11 protein-coding genes and 2 rRNA genes are annotated in these 19,436 nt (G+C 60.6%); 4 read left to right on the top strand and 9 right to left on the bottom strand.

The window, feature by feature from the left end; translation table 11 throughout:
- Positions 1–3 precede the first annotated feature (3 nt).
- Positions 4–1,452, bottom strand: a complete 1,449-nt coding sequence (locus H0921_RS18285) for a sensor histidine kinase (protein WP_194536331.1) — start codon at positions 1,450–1,452, stop codon at positions 4–6.
- Positions 1,453–2,145: 693 nt separating this feature from the next.
- Here H0921_RS18285 and H0921_RS01955 point away from each other — a divergent pair.
- Both H0921_RS01955 and rrf read left to right on the top strand, forming a co-directional pair.
- Positions 2,146–4,911, top strand: a 23S ribosomal RNA gene (locus H0921_RS01955).
- A gap of 83 nt (positions 4,912–4,994) precedes the next feature.
- Positions 4,995–5,104 (top strand): 5S ribosomal RNA (gene rrf, locus H0921_RS01950).
- 217 nt (positions 5,105–5,321) lie between these two features.
- Here the strand turns inward: rrf and H0921_RS01945 are convergent.
- The 5 genes from H0921_RS01945 to H0921_RS01925 all read right to left on the bottom strand — a co-directional run bounded on the left by H0921_RS01945 (position 5,322) and on the right by H0921_RS01925 (position 10,229).
- Complete coding sequence (locus tag H0921_RS01945; protein ID WP_194536330.1) at positions 5,322–6,005, bottom strand: adenine nucleotide alpha hydrolase; 684 nt, start codon at positions 6,003–6,005, stop codon at positions 5,322–5,324.
- Positions 6,006–6,123: 118 nt separating this feature from the next.
- Positions 6,124–6,927: a putative hydro-lyase gene (locus H0921_RS01940; protein ID WP_194536329.1), complete on the bottom strand. Its 804-nt coding sequence runs from the start codon at positions 6,925–6,927 to the stop codon at positions 6,124–6,126.
- A complete protein-coding gene (locus H0921_RS01935; protein WP_194536328.1) occupies positions 6,921–7,865 on the bottom strand; it encodes a glutamate cyclase domain-containing protein in 945 nt (314 codons plus the stop codon). The genes H0921_RS01940 and H0921_RS01935 overlap by 7 nt, the downstream gene beginning before the upstream one ends.
- Before the next feature lie 155 nt (positions 7,866–8,020).
- A complete protein-coding gene (locus H0921_RS01930) occupies positions 8,021–8,758 on the bottom strand; it encodes an RluA family pseudouridine synthase (RefSeq protein ID WP_194536327.1) in 738 nt (245 codons plus the stop codon).
- 184 nt (positions 8,759–8,942) lie between these two features.
- A complete protein-coding gene (locus tag H0921_RS01925) occupies positions 8,943–10,229 on the bottom strand; it encodes an amidase (protein ID WP_194536326.1) in 1,287 nt (428 codons plus the stop codon).
- Between the two features lie 67 nt (positions 10,230–10,296).
- On the opposite strand from H0921_RS01925, the gene argC reads away from it, so the two are divergent.
- The gene (gene argC, locus H0921_RS01920; RefSeq protein WP_194536325.1) at positions 10,297–11,316 is read left to right on the top strand and encodes an N-acetyl-gamma-glutamyl-phosphate reductase; all 1,020 of its coding nucleotides are present in this window, start codon (positions 10,297–10,299) and stop codon (positions 11,314–11,316) included.
- A 101-nt stretch (positions 11,317–11,417) separates the two neighbouring features.
- Here the strand turns inward: argC and H0921_RS01915 are convergent, their stop codons facing one another.
- Positions 11,418–14,081, bottom strand: a complete 2,664-nt coding sequence (locus H0921_RS01915; protein WP_194536324.1) for a serine/threonine protein kinase — start codon at positions 14,079–14,081, stop codon at positions 11,418–11,420.
- A 237-nt stretch (positions 14,082–14,318) separates the two neighbouring features.
- Entirely contained in the window at positions 14,319–15,836 is a 1,518-nt protein-coding gene (locus H0921_RS01910) for a serine/threonine protein kinase (protein WP_194536323.1), read from the bottom strand.
- 215 nt (positions 15,837–16,051) lie between these two features.
- On the opposite strand from H0921_RS01910, the gene H0921_RS01905 reads away from it, so the two are divergent.
- Complete coding sequence (locus H0921_RS01905) at positions 16,052–18,256, top strand: molybdopterin-containing oxidoreductase family protein (protein WP_194536322.1); 2,205 nt, start codon at positions 16,052–16,054, stop codon at positions 18,254–18,256.
- On the opposite strand, the gene H0921_RS01900 is transcribed toward H0921_RS01905, so the two are convergent.
- Positions 18,253–19,425, bottom strand: coding sequence for a cystathionine gamma-synthase (locus H0921_RS01900; RefSeq protein ID WP_194536321.1), 1,173 nt, complete (start codon positions 19,423–19,425; stop codon positions 18,253–18,255). The two genes, H0921_RS01905 and H0921_RS01900, sit on opposite strands and share 4 nt — an antisense overlap.
- Positions 19,426–19,436 lie beyond the last annotated feature (11 nt).

The raw sequence follows: 19,436 nt of genomic DNA, 5'->3' as shown, positions 1-19,436 counted from the left end.
ACCTTATCCCTCCGGGGACTCGACGACCGGCAGCGTCACGATGAAGCTCGCCCCCCCTCCCGCGCGTTGGGCCGCCTGGATGCTCCCTCCATGATCTTCCGCAATCCGCCGGGAAATCGGCAGCCCCAAGCCCAAGCCGGTCTCTTTGTTGCTCACAAATGGCTCGAAAAGCCGATCCATCAACTCCTCCGGTAAGCCCGCTCCCGTGTCGTGGACCTCCACGATAACGGAACCTTTGTTCTGGTGAACTTGAATGGTCAAGGTTCCGCCGTTGGGCATCGCATCGAGAGCGTTGAGCACCAAGTTGACGAACAACTGCTGGAGCTGGTTTGGGTCGGCGAGAAGCGTGACCGGCTGCGGCGGGGTGTCCAGCCGCACCTGCACCCTCTGCTTGTCGGCACGCCCGCGGGCCAGAGCGGCCACATTCCCCAAGATCGCCCGGAGTTCGACCAGCCGGCGTTCGGGTTTGGGGGGCCGGGCAAACTCCAAAAAAGCCTGGAGGGAACGCTCCATCCGCCGGATTTCCGCTTCGACAATGAGCAGATCATCCGCCGACAGCCCGCCGCCATCGGAGGCTTCCAAGGCGTTCTGCACCAGCATCTTAATGGCGGTCAAGGGGTTGCGAATCTCATGGGCGACCCCCGCGGCCAGTTGGCCGACCGCCGCCAATTGCTCGGCACGCAGCACCTCCCGCTCCCGCTGCTGGAGCTGATGGACGACTTGCTCAATGCGGGACGTCAGCCGGTCCACCTGTTCATTGAGACCCTGGAACCCCGGCTCGTCGACAAAGACGATTTCGGGCAAAGGAATCGGTTCCAGTTTACCAGCCGCATCGGCAATGCGCACTTGCAAGCGGTGGATCGACTGACTCAAGCCGCGAGCCACACCATAACCGAAGACCAAACCGGCAAAGCCGCCCAAGGCGCCAATCCCCGCCATACCCCAGGCCAATTGGCCGAGCACCCGCTCATGCTGTTCCGCCGTCTGAGCCATTTGGCGATCGTTGAAGTTCTCGATGTCCCGGCAGGGGGCCAGCACTTGGGTCTCCAGGTATTGCGTCGCTTCCATCAGTCGGCTGGCGTGGCGCGGATCGGGAGCCGGTGGTAACGATTGCCACATTTCCAGATAGCGGGAGAAGTTCTCTTCCAGTCGGGCCGCTAATGCCTGCTCCTCCGGTTGATTGGCCGTTTGGCGAATTTCCGCGATATACACCACGGCGCGAGCATGCAGGTCCGAGACCGCCTCGACATGGTGCGTCTCAAGAGCGATCAGGGTGTTCAAGCAGCCGCGTAAGTCCGACGCCGCCCGCCGGGTCGTCACATTCTCCCGCAGCGCCACGGTGATGGTGGCTTGCTGGCGGAAAAGCGACACCGCCACCACCACGCACAAACCCACCAGACAAGCCGTCACCAGGACAAAAGGCCAGAAATAGCGAAAATGCACGGTGGTCACGTTGGGGTCCCCCTCGTCTTCATCCTATCACCGCGAACGCCACGACTCGAAGCAAAAAAGATTCCGTGACCGGATAGAGTTGTGTCATGCCCCTACATGTTTGATAACGGGCCGGAGGGGTGTCTGGAAGGGTGTTTTCCTACCAGAGAGACACCGCCACGGGGCATTCCTCCATCCTTTGCCGCCGCCGAGACCGAGAGCAGGAAAATGAGGTCCTGGTCGGCAAGTGAGCATGCATACGTCCGCGGGCTGGAAGCGCAGAAGTGCTGCAAATGAAGGGGTTTTGAGGGAGTCGAGAAAAAATTGTTTTCGTCCGCTTGACACCGGGAGCCTGGACGCCTAAGATTTCCGCACCGGCGGCAAGAAACGTCGAAAAAAAGAGTGGACGCCTTGCAGCCGGTGGCATAAACTAAGCATCCCAAGAATGGGATCCGGTAGCGGTGAAACTATCGGGGTGGATGTTTGACAATCTGGCAGGCAAGAAGAGCATCGAAGCAAGCCGGGAAGGCGAAGGGGATGAGCCGCGTATGCGGCATGCATGCGATGGCTGATTCCTGAAGCCGGAACGGTTTGCGACACGACACGAGCCTGAGAAGCGAGCAAACACCCCTGCCCTTTCTTCCCGAGGTGCAGGGTGGGCCGGTTGCGAGCTTCCCGCGGGGCGTGAGCTGACCGCGAGGGGGTGAGCGATGCGGCCAAGCTAGTAAGGGCGTGTGGGGGATGTCTCGGCGCCAGAAGGCGAAAGGGCGTGGAAGACTGCGATAAGTCCGGGGGAGCTGTCAACGAGCGTTGATCCCGGAATCCCCGAGCTAACCCGGGGAACTGAAACATCTCAGTACCCGGAGGAAAAGAAAGAAACCTCGACTCCGTCAGTAGCGGCGAGCGAAAGCGGACCAGCCCAAACCACAGGGGCAACCCTGTGGGGTTGTAGGACCGCACCAGCGGATCCCAAGTCCTTAGCAGAACGGTCTGGAATGGCCGGCCAAAGAGGGTGAAAGCCCCGTACGCGAAAGGGACGCGGGCCGCGCGGGATCCTGAGTAGGACCCATCACGTGGAAGTGGGTCTGAATCCGGGAGGACCATCTCCCAAGGCTAAGTACTCTCTGGCGACCGATAGCGAACCAGTAGCGTGAGCGAAAGATGGGAAGAACCCCGCAAGGGGAGGATAGTGAACCTGAAACCACATGCCTACAAGCGGTCGGAGGGCTATGCCCCGTAAGGGGAATTGCCTGACGGCGTGCCTTTTGCATAATGATCCGGCGACTTACCGTATCCAGCAAGGTTAAGGGTCTCTGGCCCGTAGCCGCAGCGAAAGCGAGTCTGACAAGGGCGTACAGTTGGGTGCGGTAGACGCGAAACCACGTGACCTACACATGGCCAGGATGAAGTTGGGGTAACACCCAATGGAGGTCCGAACCCACTAGTGTTGAAAAACTAGGGGATGAGCTGTGTGGAGGAGTGAAAGTCTAACCAAACGTGGAGATAGCTCGTTCTCTCCGAAATAACTTTAGGGTTAGCGTCCGGATAGTTGGCCGTGGGGGTAGAGCGACTGATTCCGAACGGGGGCCTACCCGGCTACCCGTCGGAGCCAAACTCCGAATACCACGGTGCAAGTCCGGGCAGCTAGACGGTGGGGGATAAGCTTCATCGTCGAGAGGGGAACAACCCAGATCACCCGCTAAGGCCCCCAAGACGTGCTCAGTGCGAAAGGAAGTTGGATCCCTGAGACAGCCAGGATGTTGGCTTAGAAGCAGCCACCATTTAAACAACGCGTAATAGCGGACTGGTCGAGGGATCCTGCGCCGATAATGAACGGGACTAAGCACGTCGCCGAAGCGGTGGGCAGTCGTACGACTGCGGTAGGAGAGCGTTGCCTGCGCAGCGAAGCGGTACGGACAACGAGCCGTGGAGCGCAGGCAAGTGAATATGCCGGAATGAGTAGACGATAAAACGGGTGAGAATCCCGTTCGCCGAAAGCCTAAGGTTTCCTGGGGAAGGTAAATCCGCCCAGGGTTAGCCGGTGCCTAACCCGAGGCCGAAAGGCGTAGGGGATGGGGAGCAGGTTAATATTCCTGCGCTCCTCACGCAAGATGGGACGCTGGCCAATGACGGTGTAGGTCAAACAGATGACCTCAGGGCGCTTATGATCCCGATATCCGCCAACGGCCAGCCAAGAAAACCGCGTGAGAAACCGTACCACAAACCGACACAGGTAGGCGGGATGAAGATTCTCAGGCGCTCGAGAGAACGCTCGTGAAGGAACTCTGCAAGTTGACCCCGTAACTTCGGGAGAAGGGGTGCCTCACTCCGGTGAGGCCGCAGTGAAAGGGCTCTGGCGACTGTTTACTAAAAACACAGGTCTGTGCCAAGGCGTAAGCCGCTGTATACAGACTGACGCCTGCCCGGTGCTGGTAAGTTAAGGAAGCGGGTTAGCCGCAAGGCGAAGCTCGCAACCGAAGCTCCAGTAAACGGCGGCCGTAACTATGACGGTCCTAAGGTAGCGAAATTCCTTGTCGGGTAAGTTCCGACCTGCATGAATGGCGTAACGACTGGAGCACTGTCTCCACGAGCGACTCGGTGAAATTGTAGTTGTCGTGAAGATGCGACATACCCGCAGCTAGACGGAAAGACCCCGTGAACCTTTACTGCAGCTTGGTATTGGGTTTAGGCCCAGCATGCGTAGCGTAGGTGGGAGGCTACGAACCGCCACTTTCGGGTGGCGGGGAGCCGACCCTGAAACACCACCCTTGCTGTGCTTGAATTCTAACTGGGTGTGTGCAGCACCCAGGACAGTGCTAAGTGGGCAGTTTGATTGGGGCGATCTCCTCCTAAAAGGTAACGGAGGAGTCCAAAGGTACCCTCAGCCCGGTTGGCAATCGGGCAGCGAGCGCAATGGTAGAAGGGTGCTTGACTGCGAGTCCGATGGGACAAGCAGAGACGAAAGTTGGGCATAGTGATCCGGTGGTTCCGTATGGAAGGGCCATCGCTCAACAGATAAAAGGTACTCCGGGGATAACAGGCTTATCTCCTCTGAGCGTCCATAGCGGCGAGGAGGTTTGGCACCTCGATGTCGGCTCATCGCATCCTGGGGGTGGAGAAGCTCCCAAGGGTTCGGCTGTTCGCCGATGAAAGCGGTACGTGAGCTGGGTTTAGACCGTCGTGAGACAGGTCGGTCCCTATCTGCTGTGGGCGGAGGAAACTTGAGGGGCTTTCTCCCTAGTACGAGAGGACTGGGAGGGACACACCTCTGGTGTGCCAGTTGTCGCGCTAGCGGCACCGCTGGGTAGCCACGTGTGGACGGGATAAACGCTGAAAGCATATAAGCGTGAAACCTCCCCCAAGATCAGGTTTCCTGCCGAAAGGCGAAGGCTCCTGGAAGACGACCAGGTTGATAGGCCGGACGTGCAAGTGCAGCAATGCACTCAGCTAACCGGTACTAACAGCCGAGCGCTTGGCCGCATTGCTCACTCTCTCGTGTCCCTCTGCCTGCCAGATATTCCCAAACACACTCCCGCTTGCCCTCTGCAAGCGCTACCGACTATGCCGGTGACCATACCCTAGCGGAAACACCCGTTCCCATTCCGAACACGGCCGTGAAACGCTTAGGGGCCGATGGTAGTCCGTCCAGGGCGAGAGTAGGTCATTGCCGGCACCTTCTTCCTTCCCAGAACCCCGGTTCCATACCGAACCGGGGTTCTTCGATTTTACAACGTTCCTTCCTCCCTCTCCGTCGGCTGTTACTCAAACCTTTTCTTCTACTTCACTTCAACTTCCTTTCCTTGACCGACGAGTTCAGCCATCCGCCGTCATCTCCACACCTCCATCTGTGCTCGCGTGAGAGAAACTGTTTTTTGGGTGAACGAGTCCTCTCATTCCGAGGCAAGTTGGCTGTCGATGAACCAGAAACCGTCGCGTTCGACCGCTGTTCCCAGTGTGATTTGCACGGGATAGCGGAACATCGGCCCGGCCACGCAGAGGGTGTGAAACTCGCCCTGTTCGCCACAGGGGTCCACATCGGAGGGAAGGTCCTGGAGGAATTGCCGCGTGTACCACCGGCCGATCCACCGTTGGGGCGGGTCCAAGCGCCGGGGATCGATGCATACTACCGCGGCTTGCAGTCCTGCCGCCAGCATAGTTTCCGCCAGTGCCGCTGTGTCTTGGGGACGTCCCCACAGGGGGAATAGCGGTCGCAAACCCACTTGGCTTAACTGTTGTTCCCGATAAGCTCGGACATCCTCCAGGAACAGATCCCCGAAGGCGACGGCTGTGATGCCGGCTTGGCGGGCACAAGTGCACCAGCGGAGCATACGCTCCTCGTATTCGGCGTTGCTGCACGGCCAGGGCAAGGGGATTTCCCAGAGAGGCAAACCAGCGGCGCGAGCCTGTGCCCGGAGAACCTCCCGACGCACTCCATGCATGGCCACGCGGCCGAAGGCCTCATTGACGGTTGTCAATAGGCCGACCACTTCGACGTCGTCCCGCTGGCGCAAGACATGGAGCATCCAGGCGGAATCCTTACCACTGCTCCATGAGACCAAAACACGCTCTTTCATGGCTGGGACAAAAAAAGCTCATTCATGGGTAGGATCGGAGTCGTGTATTTCCTGGGACCGGATTCCGTCCGAGATCGGGCTTTTTCCCTCCCCAATTTGGAGAGTTTGGGTTCGCGTGCTATATCGCTTCATCCAACTGGCTGTCCAGCAGGTCCGTCACAAACATGTGGCCCGGCTTGTGGGTGATGGCCAGTGGGGGGCGGGCGTGTAACAACGCGGCTTGCGGGGTGACGCCGCAGGCCCAGAATAGCGGAATTTCATCGGCTTCGACGGGGACCGGATCGCCATAGTCCGGACGGAGAAGGTCAGAGATACCGATCGCCGCGGGCTGGCCTAAATGGACCGGAGCGCCATGTGCGCGTGGATAGCGCCGGGTGATCTGAATCGCCCGGATGACATGTTGAGGCGGGAAAGGCCGCATGGACACCACCAACGGGCCGTGGAAGCGCCCGGCGGCTTGGCACGGAATGTTGGTGCGGAACATGGGCACATTGCGGCCAAGTTCGATGTGCCGCACGCGCAGACCCGCTTGCAGGAGGGCGGCCTCGAAGGTGAAAGAGCAGCCTAGAAGAAAAGCGACCGAGTCTTCGCGCCACCATCTGGCGATCTCCGAGACTTCCGCCACGCATTCTCCGCGTTCCCAGATGCGGTAGGCCGGCAGGTCGGTGCGCAGATCGCTGCCGGGGGCGACCAGCCGGGCTTCCGGATCGCCGGGATCGGTGACCTCCAGGATCGGACAGGCCTGTGGGTTCCGCTGGCAGAAGAGCAAAAAGTCGAAGGCCCAATCGCGCGGCAAGATGACCAAATTGGCCTGAACATATCCCAGCGCTAAGCCGCTCGTCGGTCCGCTAAGTTCGCCGCGGCGGCAGGCCTGCCGAACCTCCGCCCCGGTCGCCCGTTGCCACTTGGAAGGGTTCACCATGCTAGCATCTCCCGCATCCGTATCAGCGGCTCAATGTACGCCTCCCACGCCAACCCATCCACACTCACCTCAGGCCGCCCTGTCACACCGTCCACCAGTAGACCCTCACGGACCATTATTTCCAGAAGATGGCGCTCCGCTTGGGGATCGAACAATCCCGGCGGCGGCTTTTGTCGACGCAAGAGAAACAAACCGGCCGCCAGAGCGTAACTTCCCCAATTGCTCACTCCGGCGACGATCAGGTAATCGGTGGCAATCCGGCAATGAATCTGCCGTCCCAGGGGAATGTTGTCCGCCAGGATTGCCGGGTCGATCTTGCCCATGCCGATTTCATTCCCCCCATCTCCAATGCCAATTGTCACGGGGGAGTTATTGGCGTCTGCTGCCGGATTTGCATTGTCAATCCAGCGGTGGACAGGTCCCATCTGTTCGGTAATGTCCACGCCGCGCATCGTCAGGCATCGACCCTCGGCATTGGGTCCGGCTCGTTCGATAAAGACGTAATGGGTTGGAAAGTATCCCAGCAGATGAGATGAAGGCCTATCCCAGGCGTCCGCAGTAGGAGGGGGCAGTTCACAGAGCCAATCTCCCGGCAGGTCACAGTGGCGCAGTCCCGCGCGCATGGCGGCGATGCCCGGCGGATCCGTGGCAATCCGAGCGGGAATCCCCAGCGCAGCGCAGGTCCTCAGCAGGAATAAGGCACCGAGGGGACCATCGGTTTCGTGACCGGGCGGGTCGGCAGTAGGGATAAAAAAGCCCGTCACGATGGCCAAGCGAGGGGCGGGGTGATGCGTGAGGTTCTGGCACGCCGAGGCCAAATCCGTTGCCGTAGCGGTGAACAGATTGCCGTGTGGATTGCGACTCAAACCCCGCCGACCAGGATCGGTGTGAATGATCCCTGGGAGGACGTTGAGCGGGGGCGGAGAACTCAGACGCATTCCAGCTTGCATGGCTAACTAAGAGTCCACCGGTTGCTCACCGGCTTGGCGTGACGAGTTCAACGGTTCCGGTCAGTTTATGCCGTCGTGGGAGAGTTGGCTGTGCCGCCAAGTCTATGAAAGAGACAAGTCCGAATGGAGAAACAAGGCGGTTTTCACAGGGACACGTTTTGCAGCAGGTAGGCGAAGCGCCCCAGCCAGTAACGGGGCAGGGGGGCGGTGATCGTGATCGGCTCCCGCGTCGTGGGATGGAAGAAAGTCAGGCTTCGGGCATGCAGGGCGATGGCGTGGCCCAAGCGGTAGGGGCTGCCGTATCTGTTGTCCCCGTAGATCGGGTAGCCGCGGGAGGCCAGTTGGACGCGGAGCTGGTGTTTGCGGCCGGTATGAGGACGTAACTCCAAGAGGATTAGCCGCTGGTGCCGAGCCTTGACTTGGAACATCACGCTCACGCGTTGGGAACGCGGTGTGGGCGCCGGAGTCACCGCCACGCGCGGCACGGCTGGCTCTTTTATTAGCCAATCCTCCAGGATGCCGCTCTCCTGCCGCTGCCAAGGAGCCTTCGTGGAAGTGGGACAGAGGGCGGGTTCCTCGACGACGGCCCAGTACACCTTCTCAACCGCGCCGAGGCGGAATTGTTCGCACAGGCGGGCCGCCGCCTTGCTGGTCCGCGCGAAAAGCAAGGCACCAGTAACCGGTTTATCCAACCGATGCACCACTCCGAGGAAAACGTTGCCCGGCTTACGATACTTCTCCTTGAGATAGCTTTTGACCAGTCGATCAACCGTCTCTTCCTTCCCCTGATAGTGGGTGGTGGGCCAGCCGGCGGGCTTATTCAACGCCAGGCAGTGATTGTCCTCGTACAGGATATCCAGATAGTCCGCAAAAAAGGTCATGCCGGGATTCCCATAGGCACGTTATTTTCGGTGCGGGTAGGGCACCTACAGTTACATTACCATACCGAAGAAGGAGGATTGGAATACACGACAAGTTGGTGGTTGATTTCCACATGGCGGGTCTGTACCATGGTACCCCCTTCGGACATGGGAAGAGAAGGACACAGACAACCTACTTCCCTTCTTACACCGGCAAACGGCGGGGCGGACAGGGAACGGTTTGGCTCAGTTGCTGAGCGAGGGACAACAAGGCTTCCTCCTGCCAACGAGGACCGATGAGTTGCACCGCCAGCGGCAACCCGTCGGAAGTCCAGGCGATGGGAAACGTGACCACCGGCAGTCCCAGGTAGCTCCAGGGGGATTGGAAGGCGGGATCGCCTGTGGTGTCCCGCGGTGGAGGGGTGCCAGGGGTTGCTGGCAGTGCAAGCCAGCCGCCGGCGCGCAGCAGCCATGCATCGATTTCCCGCCGAGCTTGGCGGAGGTGTTGCCGGGCCTCGTGATAGCTCCAGGCCGAGTGGTTCAGTCCGTCGCGGATCAATTGTGTGATTTTGGGCGGATAGTCGTCGGGATGCCGCTGCCAGCGCCCGTGGTGAAAGGCGGCTGCTTCCACTGCGAGGATGACGGCGTGATGGCGGCGAATTTCCACGAGGGGAATCGGCAAGGGTGTTTCCAGCCACTGCCAACCGGCCTGTTCGAGCTGTTGTTGCCACTGTTTGAAGGCCCGATGCATGACTGGTTCCAAACGCGGATCCTGCAAGTATTCCGGCAGGGTCAGCAAAAGTCTTCCAGGACTCTCTAGAAGTGGGGGGATTCCCATTGGGGCGGGCCGCAACGCGCTCCAGAGGATTTGCAAGTCCTCCAGATGACCCGCCATCAGGCCGACGTGGTCCAAGGAGGGGGCTAAGGGCAGAATCCCACGCGTGGAAAGCTGGCCGAACGTCGGTTTAAGCGCCCAGATGCCGCAGTAAGCAGCCGGACGGATGACAGAACCGCCGGTTTGGCTTCCCAAGGCGAGAGGAACCATTCCCGCCGCTACAGCCGCCGCTGAGCCGCTGGAGCTGCCGCCGGGAGTCCGTTCCGTCTGCCAGGGGTTGCAAGTCGGAGGCGGATCGAGGTAGGCGTAAGGCGTGGTGACGGTCTTGCCGAGGATGACAGCGCCGGCCTGGCGCAGTTGCCGGACGATGGGAGCATCCTGGCGCGCATAACTATTGGCCCAGCGCTGAGAACCGCAGCCGGTGGGCAGATCGAAAACATCGATGATGTCCTTGATGCCGATCGGAATGCCATGGAGGGGACCGCGCCAGTGCCCCCGCTGCGCTTCCTCATCGAGCCGTTGCGCCTCCTGGAGTGCCCCACTGGCATCGACCGCTGCCCAGGCGTGAATCTGCCCCTCGGCATCCGCGATGCGCTTCAGGAACTGCTCCGCCAGTTGCCGGACCGAGAGCTGGCCTTGCCGGAGCGCCTCCCCCACTCCCGATATCCTTGCGGACGATACCATAATGCCTGTACTCCCCTGGACAGCTTGCAAGGAGCTAATCATGCGGAAAGTGCGTATTGCCATCTTAGGCGGCTCAGGATACACAGCGGGGGAACTTCTCAAAATCTTGCTGCGGCATCCCGGCGTCGAGATTGCCGCGATCACCTCCCGCCAGAAGGAATCAATCGCCGATCTGCACCCCTTTCTCTATGGCCGCTTGGAACGGATGTGCGAACCGTTTGATCCGGACGCCTTGGTTGCTCAAGGTGTGGAAGCGGCTTTCAGTTGCCTGCCGCACGGGGCCAGCATGGAATCCATACCTCCTCTGCTGGAGCGGGGGATTCGGGTGATCGATCTCAGTGCCGACTATCGCCTGCGAGACCCGGCCGTGTACGAACAGTGGTATAAGGAACCGCACCACGATCTGCGGAACCTGGAACATGCAGTTTACGGCCTGCCGGAAATCTATGGCGACCGGATTCCCCAAGCCCGCTTGATTGCCAACCCTGGTTGTTATCCGCAAACGGCAATTCTGGGACTAGCTCCTCTGGTGGCCGAACGCTGGATCGACCTGACCAGCATCATCATTGACAGCAAAAGCGGGGTAAGCGGGGGCGGACGCACGCCCAAGCTGACCTTCCACTTTCCCGAATGCAACGAAAGCGTGTCCGCCTACGGCATCGGCGTCCACCGCCACACACCAGAAATCGAACAGGTGCTCAGCGACTTGGCCGGGCAGAGCGTGACTGTGGTTTTCACGCCGCACTTAATTCCGATGGACCGCGGCATCCTGAGCACGATTTACGCTGTGCCGACGCGGCCTATCACGCTCTCGCAGCTCCAGGAGCTATACCGCAGTTACTACCGGGAGCTGCCTTTCATCCGCCTGCGACAGCAACCGCCCGCAACGAAGGACACGGCCCATAGCAACTTCCTGGACATCTTCCTCCAGCCGGTGCGCGGAGGCCGCCTGGTGATCGTGACGGCGGAGGACAATCTGGTCCGCGGAGCGAGCGGAGTGGCCGTGCAAAACTTCAACCGCATGTTCGGCTTCGCGGAAACGACCGCTCTGCTGCCCTAAGGCCCTCCTGCCGGGGGAGGTGGAAACGGTCCTGCTGCCCTGAAGCTGCCGTGAGAGTCTAATACGATCATGCCAGCACAGGGACAGCGGGACCGAAGAATCTATTTGCTCCCTAGCAATTGCGCCTGTGGTGGGAGGCGGAGAAAGGTAGCGTCGTCGTTCGGATCGGTCTTGAGCGGTTGTGGTAAAGCGCGTTCGGGAATCTGCCAACCGAGATTGCCTTCCCCGCAACCCGGCGCCCGAGCGTTGTCTCGGATTTGTAGCCCCTCCAGCGGGCCGCCCCCGCCCTCGCCCTTGCCGATTTCCCGGACCGAGAAGAAGTAATTTCCGTTGATCTGCCAGCTATATTTCCCTGGCGTTTCCTTAACGCCACTGGCGGCCTTGGGCACCTGCCGATCCCACACCAGTCCCTCGGCACAATTTGCGAGGACATTACGCTGAAATGTTCCCTGACAGGCCCCTTTCAGGGGGACAGGACCCAGCTTCAGCGCACTGCGGATCTGGAAAAACCGCCCGTCGCTGATGAGAACATTCTGGCTGTTGCCCTCCAGGCGGATACCCACGGAGTTGTTATTCCCCTCGAAGCGGCAGTCGGTGATCTGGAGGTGTTGCGTGCTGGCGTTGAGGGCAGCCAAATGGACCCCGATCTGTTCCGGCTTGTGCAGCAAAAAGCGGACTTGGCGGATGTGAACCGGTTGCTCCGCACTTCCCGTGACGTTTTGACAGCGCACAGCCGCCAAGGAACAGCGCTGCAAGGTGATCTGTTCCAGGACGACTCCCGGAACGATACCGCTCAGGAACACTCCATTCGCCGCCAGGTCTGCACCGTCGAGCACGAGCTTTTGCAGTTGGACTCCTTCGACGCCGGAGATTTCCAGCATGGGTTTGCCGCCGCCGGTGGCTTCCCAAACGGGATAGGTATCTCCCGGAAGGCCGCCGCGAATGGTGATATTTTTGTGGCGTTGGCGGTCCAAGCGCAGCGGCGGTTCGCTAATTTTGGCTTCACGGACGAGGATCAGATCGCCCGGTGCTGCTTTGAGCAGGGCCTCGCGCAAAGACGGAACCGTATTCAGCTCGCCTGTTGCCTTGGTGACAATCCACGTGCGTTGGCCGGAAGTGGACCCCGCACCCGGAGTTTGAGGGGAGGTAGTTGGAGAGGAAGAACCTTTGAGGAAGTACCAGGCGATCGCCACCCCTGCTGTGGCCAAGAGCAATCCGGAACCGGCTAGGACGATCAACCGTGAGGAGCGGGAGGCGGCGGTGGCAGAGCGACGACTTACGCGCAGAGGTGTAGCCGTGCTGGTGGATTGGACGGCGGCAGCAGTTGTTTCCACGCTCAATTGCTCCGAGAGGCTTTCCCACACGGCCGCGGGAGCCACCGGAGCCACGAGAGACACCCCCCCTGTTTCCGCAGAGTTAGGGGAAGCTCCGCTGGTCCCCAACGCGGCAGAAGGCGTAAGGGCAGCGCCTGAAGACAGAGGCGGGGAGGGGGGAAGAGCGGCTACGCCAGGGTACAGTTCCGAGGCACTCGGCGGCGGCGTCTGAGGCGGTGGAGGATGGGGAACCCCAGCAGGTCCCAGAGACGGGAGCGTTGACACGGACGAGCTGTTTCCCGAGACGGGAGACGGGGACGGAGTGATCGGTGTAATCGGACCTGCAGCAACTTGCGGTCGCGCCCCTCCTCCAGCCGCACGGGACAAAGCGGGCAATTCCTGTTCGCTTGGCGGGGGAATGGGAACGGTGACCCACGGTGCCAGAGCCTGCATCAATTCTGCGGGGGTTTGATAGCGCTCCTCTGGTTTCTTCTTCATCATCTTGTCGATGATGGCGATAATCTCCGGAGGCACATCGGATCGATAAGCCGAGATCGGCTTGGGATCGCGCGTCTGATGCCAGATCAGCTTCTGCGTCACGGTCCCTTCCGGAAACGGAGGTTGACCGGTGAGCAAGTAATAGAAGGTGGCGCCGAGAGAGTAAATGTCGGTCCGAATGTCCACCGTGTGGCTGTCTACCGCTTGTTCGGGCGAGAGATAATCCGCCGTGCCAAGGATGTTTTCGTCGTACTTTTTGGTTAGCTCATCTGTGTCATGGAAAAAGCGAGCCAATCCCAGGTCCAGAATCTTCACCATTCCATGGCGATCGACCAGGATGTTACTGGGCTTGATGTCGCGATGGATCAAACCGATCTCGTGGACGTGATTGAGGCCGACGGCAGCACCGTAGATGTAATGGCAGGCTCGCAGTACCGGCAGAGGACCGATCTTTTTGACCAGCTCCTGCAAGCTGACGCCGTCCACATACTCCATGACCAGAAAGTGCAGGTTTTCCGCCTGGTCGATGTCATAGGCGCGGACGAGATTGGGATGGTCGACGGCGGCGATAGCACGGGCTTCCCGATAAAAGCGTTCCAACCCAGCCGGGTCTTGCGCCTTCGTGGTCGGAAGGACTTTGATGGCTACCCGACGACGCATCAAGATGTGCTCACACAAAAAAACCTGCCCCATCCCGCCGGAGCCGAGTTTCTCTAACACCTTGTACTTGCCGATGGTGAAGCGCTTGTATTTACCCTGGAGGATCTGTTCCGCCTGGAAGTAGGTCAAAAGCCCCTCGTGTACCATCAAGCCCGCCAAGCGAGCGGGGTCGGAAGGGATGCCGTTGCTACCCTCGGCCAGTTTTTTCAGGAACTCCCGCACGCGGGACTCTTCGACAACCCCGCTTTTGAGCACCAAATCGACAAACTCCGAGGCAGTAGTTGGAGCGGGCATGGTGTGATGATCTCAACGCCAAGTGAAAACATTCCCGCAATAGATTATTGGCCACCCTCTGCGGTTGACTATTGTCCAACGCCTCTCTTGGCCGCTTCTTCTCTCAGTATACCCCATTTTTTTTCAGAGAATGTACCGTTTCGTCATGAGATGTGACCCGTCGTCTTCGAGATTGAAGCTTCCAAAGAACGTCCCATTAAGCCTACTGTCGTAAAACTCAAGAGACAGCGTAATAGCTCAGCCTAGGGCACCGCGACCGAGCAGGTAGGCCAGGTACAATGCCGTGGCGAAAAGCAAAAGGAGTGCTGCCAAGAGGAGCCAGAAGGGCCAGTGGAGCGAACGGTAGCGAACAGAAGCCTGTGGTGCGGCAGAGGATGTATCGACCGGTGTCGCAGGAGCTGGGGTGAACGGCAGGGTCGGGGCCGCCGAGGAGCGAGCGGTCGAAGCAGGGCCGACAGGCACCGTGATTTCTCCGCTGGGATGGGAGGAACTGCTGGGTAAAGGACCGAAGGTGACGGTGCTTTGGGACAGGGTTGCGGAAGCGGAGGTTGGCGGCGGTGTGGTGGTGCCGCGGGCCAAGGCGGTGCGTGGCGTGCTGAACAGCAGGCGGGCCAAGGGGACCGCATTGGGTTGGGGTGTGCTAGGGCCGGCAATCATGCGGACCAGCGGGCAATGTTGCGGCATTTCTCGCGCCGGCGGCGGATCAATCGGCTGGTGCACCCATTCGCTGAGGGCTTCCACCACTTCCACGGGCTGCTGGAAGCGATCCGCGGGATTCTTAGCCATCATGACCCGCAAGACTTTGAGCATATTCGGCGGCACATCCTTGCGGAACGACTCCACGGGCCGGGGCTGCCGCGTCTGATGGGCCACAAGCTTGGCCGTGACCGTCCCTTCGGGAAAGGGGGGTTGGCCGGTGAGCAGGAAGTAAAAGGTAGCTCCCAGGGAGTAGATGTCGGCTCGAATATCCACGATGTTGCTCACCGCCTGCTCGGGAGCCAGATAATCCGCCGTTCCTAGGACGCATTTCTCGTCGTACTTCTCCGTCACGCAATCCTGCTGTTTGTTGAAGAACCGGGCCAGACCCATGTCCAACACTTTGATACAGCCGTGGCGGTCGAGCAGCAGATTGCCGGGTTTGATGTCCCGATGGACCATGCCCAATTCGTGGCCATGTTGCAAACCCAGGGCCGCCTGAGCAATGTAATGGGCGGCGCGGAGCGGATCAAACAGCCGTTTTTCCAGCACGTAGCGGGCCACGATCTCCTGCAAGCTCGTACCATCGACATATTCCATCACCAGGAAGTGTAGTTGCTCAAACTTGTCGATGTCGTAGGCTCGGACGATGTTAGGGTGATCCAGAGCGGCGACGGCACGGGCTTCGCGGTAGAAACGCTCCTCGTGAGAGGGATCGGAGAGCTTTTCGATCGGCAGCACTTTGAGGGCCACCAGGCGGCGCATGAGCATGTGTTCGCACAGATAGACGGCCCCCATTCCTCCGACACCGATCAGCTCCAGCAGCTTATACTTGCCAGCGATGGTAAAACGCTTGTATCGCCCTAACTTCAGTTGTTTCGCCTGGAAGTAGGTGAGCAACCCTTCTCGGATCAGCAGGTTCGCCAGGGGATCGAGTTGCTGGGGTAAAGTGCCGTTTTGGCGATGGCGTTGTAAGACCTCGTCCAGACGGACTTCCGGCACCAGTTGGCTGCGCCGCAAGAGGTCGAGGAACTCGGCGGCTGTACTGGGGGGTGGCATAGGTGTGCCATTTCAGGGTGTACGGGTGAGAAGCCATCCACTCCCACCACGCCATAACATACATCATAAACTAGCAGACGGTGGGGCGGCTGGCGAGATGGCGTTGCGAATTCCTCACCGACGTGATGTGATGGATGCATCGATACATTCCCTCCGCCCCTCCGGACATTCCCCCCGCCCCTTCGCTCTGGGCTGGGTTTGTTGAGGAAGCATGAATGGACGGTACGAAAAACCCACTTCCGCAAGAGCAGAACTCACTTCCAGAGGAATGGGTGCAGATCAAGGGCGTGTGTCCGCATGATTGCCCGGACACTTGCGGCTGGGTGGTGACCGTGGATCGTCGCACGGGGCGCGCTGTGGACCTGCGCGGCGACCCTGACCATCCCTTCACGCGCGGCTTTCTTTGCCAAAAAGTCGCGCGCTATCTGGAGCGGGTCTACCACCGCGATCGGCTGCTCTATCCCTTAGAGCGGGTGGGGCCAAAGGGGGCGGGACAATTCCGTAGAATCAGTTGGCCAGAGGCGATCGCTCAGATCGCAGATCGGTTTCGGACTATCATCGCGCAGGACGGGCCGCAGGCGATCCTGCCGTACAGCTACGCAGGGACGATGGGCAAGCTGATGTACGGCAGCATCGATCGGCGTTTTTTCCACCGCCTGGGCGCCAGCGTCCTGGCACGGACCATCTGCTCTACGGCGGGAGAGGAAGGCTGCAACATCACCTTGGGCACACGCGCGATGATCGACCCGGAGGCGGCAGTGCATTGCCGCTACATCATCAATTGGGGGTCGAATACCGCCGTGACCAATGTGCACTTCTGGCGGATCGAGCATGAGGCCCGCCGCCAGGGCGCCCGGATCGTGACCATCGATCCGTATCGCTCCCCCACGGCGGCCCGATCCGACTGGTGGCTGCCCATCCGCCCCGGGACAGATGCCGCTTTAGCCTTGGGACTGATGCACATCATCTTCCGGGAAAACTGGCAGGACGCCGATTATTTGCAGCGCTATTGCGTAGGAGCGGAGGCTTTGCGTGAGCGCGTCCTGCGGGACTATCCCGTGGAGCGAGTGTCTCACATCACGGGGTTGCCCGTGGCGAACATCGAACAACTGGCCCGCGAGTATGCCTGTGCCCGCTCTGTGTTTGGCGGCCCCGCCTTGATCCGGCTCAACTATGGTGTGCAGCGGCACGGCGGCGGGGCCATGGCTGTGCGCGCCATCACCTGCCTGCCCGCACTGACAGGCGACTGGCGTTATCCCGGCGCCGGGGCGTTTCTGAGCACCAGTAAGGCTTATGGCTTTGACGATACCGCTCTGACCCGTCCGGACCTCATTCCTCCTGGCACGCGAGTCATCAATATGGTGCAGTTGGCGGAAGCCTTGCTTGGCGAATTGGAGGGGCCGCCCATCCGCGCGCTCTTTGTCTATAATGCCAACCCGGCGACAGTCTGCCCCGATCAGAATCGGGTGCGGGCCGGCTTGGCACGCGAAGACTTGTTCACAGTGGTGCACGATCTCTTTCTGACCGACACCGCCGCCTACGCCGACATCGTTCTGCCGGCTACATCCCAACTCGAACACTTCGATCTGCACAGCAGTTACGGCCATTTGTACGTTCAGGCCAACAATCCCGCGATTGCTCCGCTCGGCGAGGCCAAACCGAATACGGAGGTGTTCCGCCTGCTAGCTCAGGCGATGGGTTTGGAAGAGCAGCTCTGGGCGGACGATGACGAAACACTGGCAGCGCTCTGCTTGCATGGGCGCGGGCCGCTGGAAGGAATCACACTCGCGGCGGTACGGTCCGGTCCGGTGCGCTTGAATCTGCCCCGTCCCTGGGCACCGTTTGCGGAGGGGAAATTTCCGACACCCTCCGGAAAGTGCGAGCTATACTCCGAACGGGAAGCCCGTGCGGGCAGAGACCCGCTGCCCCACTATGTTCCCCCGCATGAGGACCCGCAGACGCGCCCCGATCTGGCCGCACGCTACCCTCTGCAATTGCTCTCACCCCCCGCACCGAGTTTCCTCAATTCCACTTTCGTCAACGTCGATTCCCTGCGCCAGCAAGCTGGGGAGCCGACTTTGGAAATCCATCCTCAGGATGCCGAGTCGCGGCAGATTCGTACCGGCGATTGGGTCGTCATTTTCAACGACCGGGGTCGATTTCGCGCCAAAGCCAAAGTCGGACCGACCGTCCGTCCCGGAGTCGTCGTTTCGCTGGGCAATTGGTGGAAGCGTTACGCCCCCGATGGCGCCAACAGTAACGCCACGACGAGCACCGCACTGTCGGACCTCGGCGGCGGGGCCACATTCTTCGACAACTTGGTGGAAGTGCGCCGGGCAGAGGAGGCGGAGCAGCGCGTCGGCCCTGGAGCAAAGCAAGGCGTCAGCCCCGGAGTCGGTTCCCGGTCGCCGGAGAGCTAATCGGCCAGGGCTTGCTCCAAATCGTGGCGGAGGTCTTGCAGGTCTTCGATCCCAATGCTCAGGCGGACGAGGGCTTCATCGATGCCGCGGGCTTCCCGCAGTTCGCGGGGAATGCTGGCGTGGGTCATCGTGGCCGGATGGCAGGCCAGAGATTCGACGCCGCCCAAGCTCTCCGCCAGGCTGATCAGGCGCAGGTGAGAGAGGAACCGTCGGGCTTTCTCGCCGCCGCCTCGCAGGCGCAGGGACAGCATCCCCCCAAAGTGCCGCATTTGTCGGCGGGCGATCTCGTGGCCCGGATGGCTCGATAGGCCCGGATAATACACCTGCTCCACCGCCGGATGGTTAGCCAGCCACTCGGCCAAGGCCTGCGCGTTGGTACTGTGCCGCTCCATCCGCAGGGCTAATGTCTTGAGACCCCGCAGGACCAGAAAGGCATCGAAAGGACTGGGAACAGCACCTGCCGCGTTCTGATAAAACCGGATCGGCTCCAGCAGCTCGCGACGGCCTACGACGCAACCCCCGATGACATCGGAATGCCCGCCCAGATACTTGGTCGTGCTGTGAACGACCAAATCCGCACCTAAACGCAGCGGCTGCTGGAGATAAGGGGAGGCGAAGGTGTTGTCCACGGCCAGGGGAACGTTGGAACGGCGGGCTACGTCTGCGATGGCGGCAATGTCGAGGATGCGGAGCAGGGGATTGGTCGGCGTTTCGATCCACACCAGGCGGGTGCGCGGGGTGATGTGGGCAGCAAAACCCGCGGGGGATGGGTCGTCGATATATCGTGCGGCGAGACCCCACGGCTGAAAGACTTTTTCCAGCAGTCGGAAGGTGCCGCCATAAAGGTCCGCCGCGGCGAGGACTTCATCGCCGGGACGCAGCAGGGAAGCGAACACCGCCGTGGTCGCTGCCAAACCGGAGGCGAACGCCAGGGCCATCTCCCCATCTTCCAGAGCGGCCAAGGCGGTTTCCAAAGCCTTGCGGGTCGGGTTGCCGCTGCGGCTGTATTCGTACCCCTTGTGCACGCCGGGGGCCGCCTGCGTATAGGTGCTCGTGGCATAAATCGGGACGATCGTGGCTCCCGTGGCCGGGTCGGCTTCCTGACCGGCGTGAATCGCACGCGTGGAAAAACCCCACGCTGCATAATTACGGGGATCATCTGGCGGCATGGCTGCTCCTT

Source organism: Thermogemmata fonticola (genome assembly GCF_013694095.1).
In the GTDB taxonomy this organism is placed as follows: Bacteria; Planctomycetota; Planctomycetia; order Gemmatales; family Gemmataceae; genus Thermogemmata; species Thermogemmata fonticola.
This window is presented reverse-complemented; position numbering and strand designations above follow the sequence as displayed.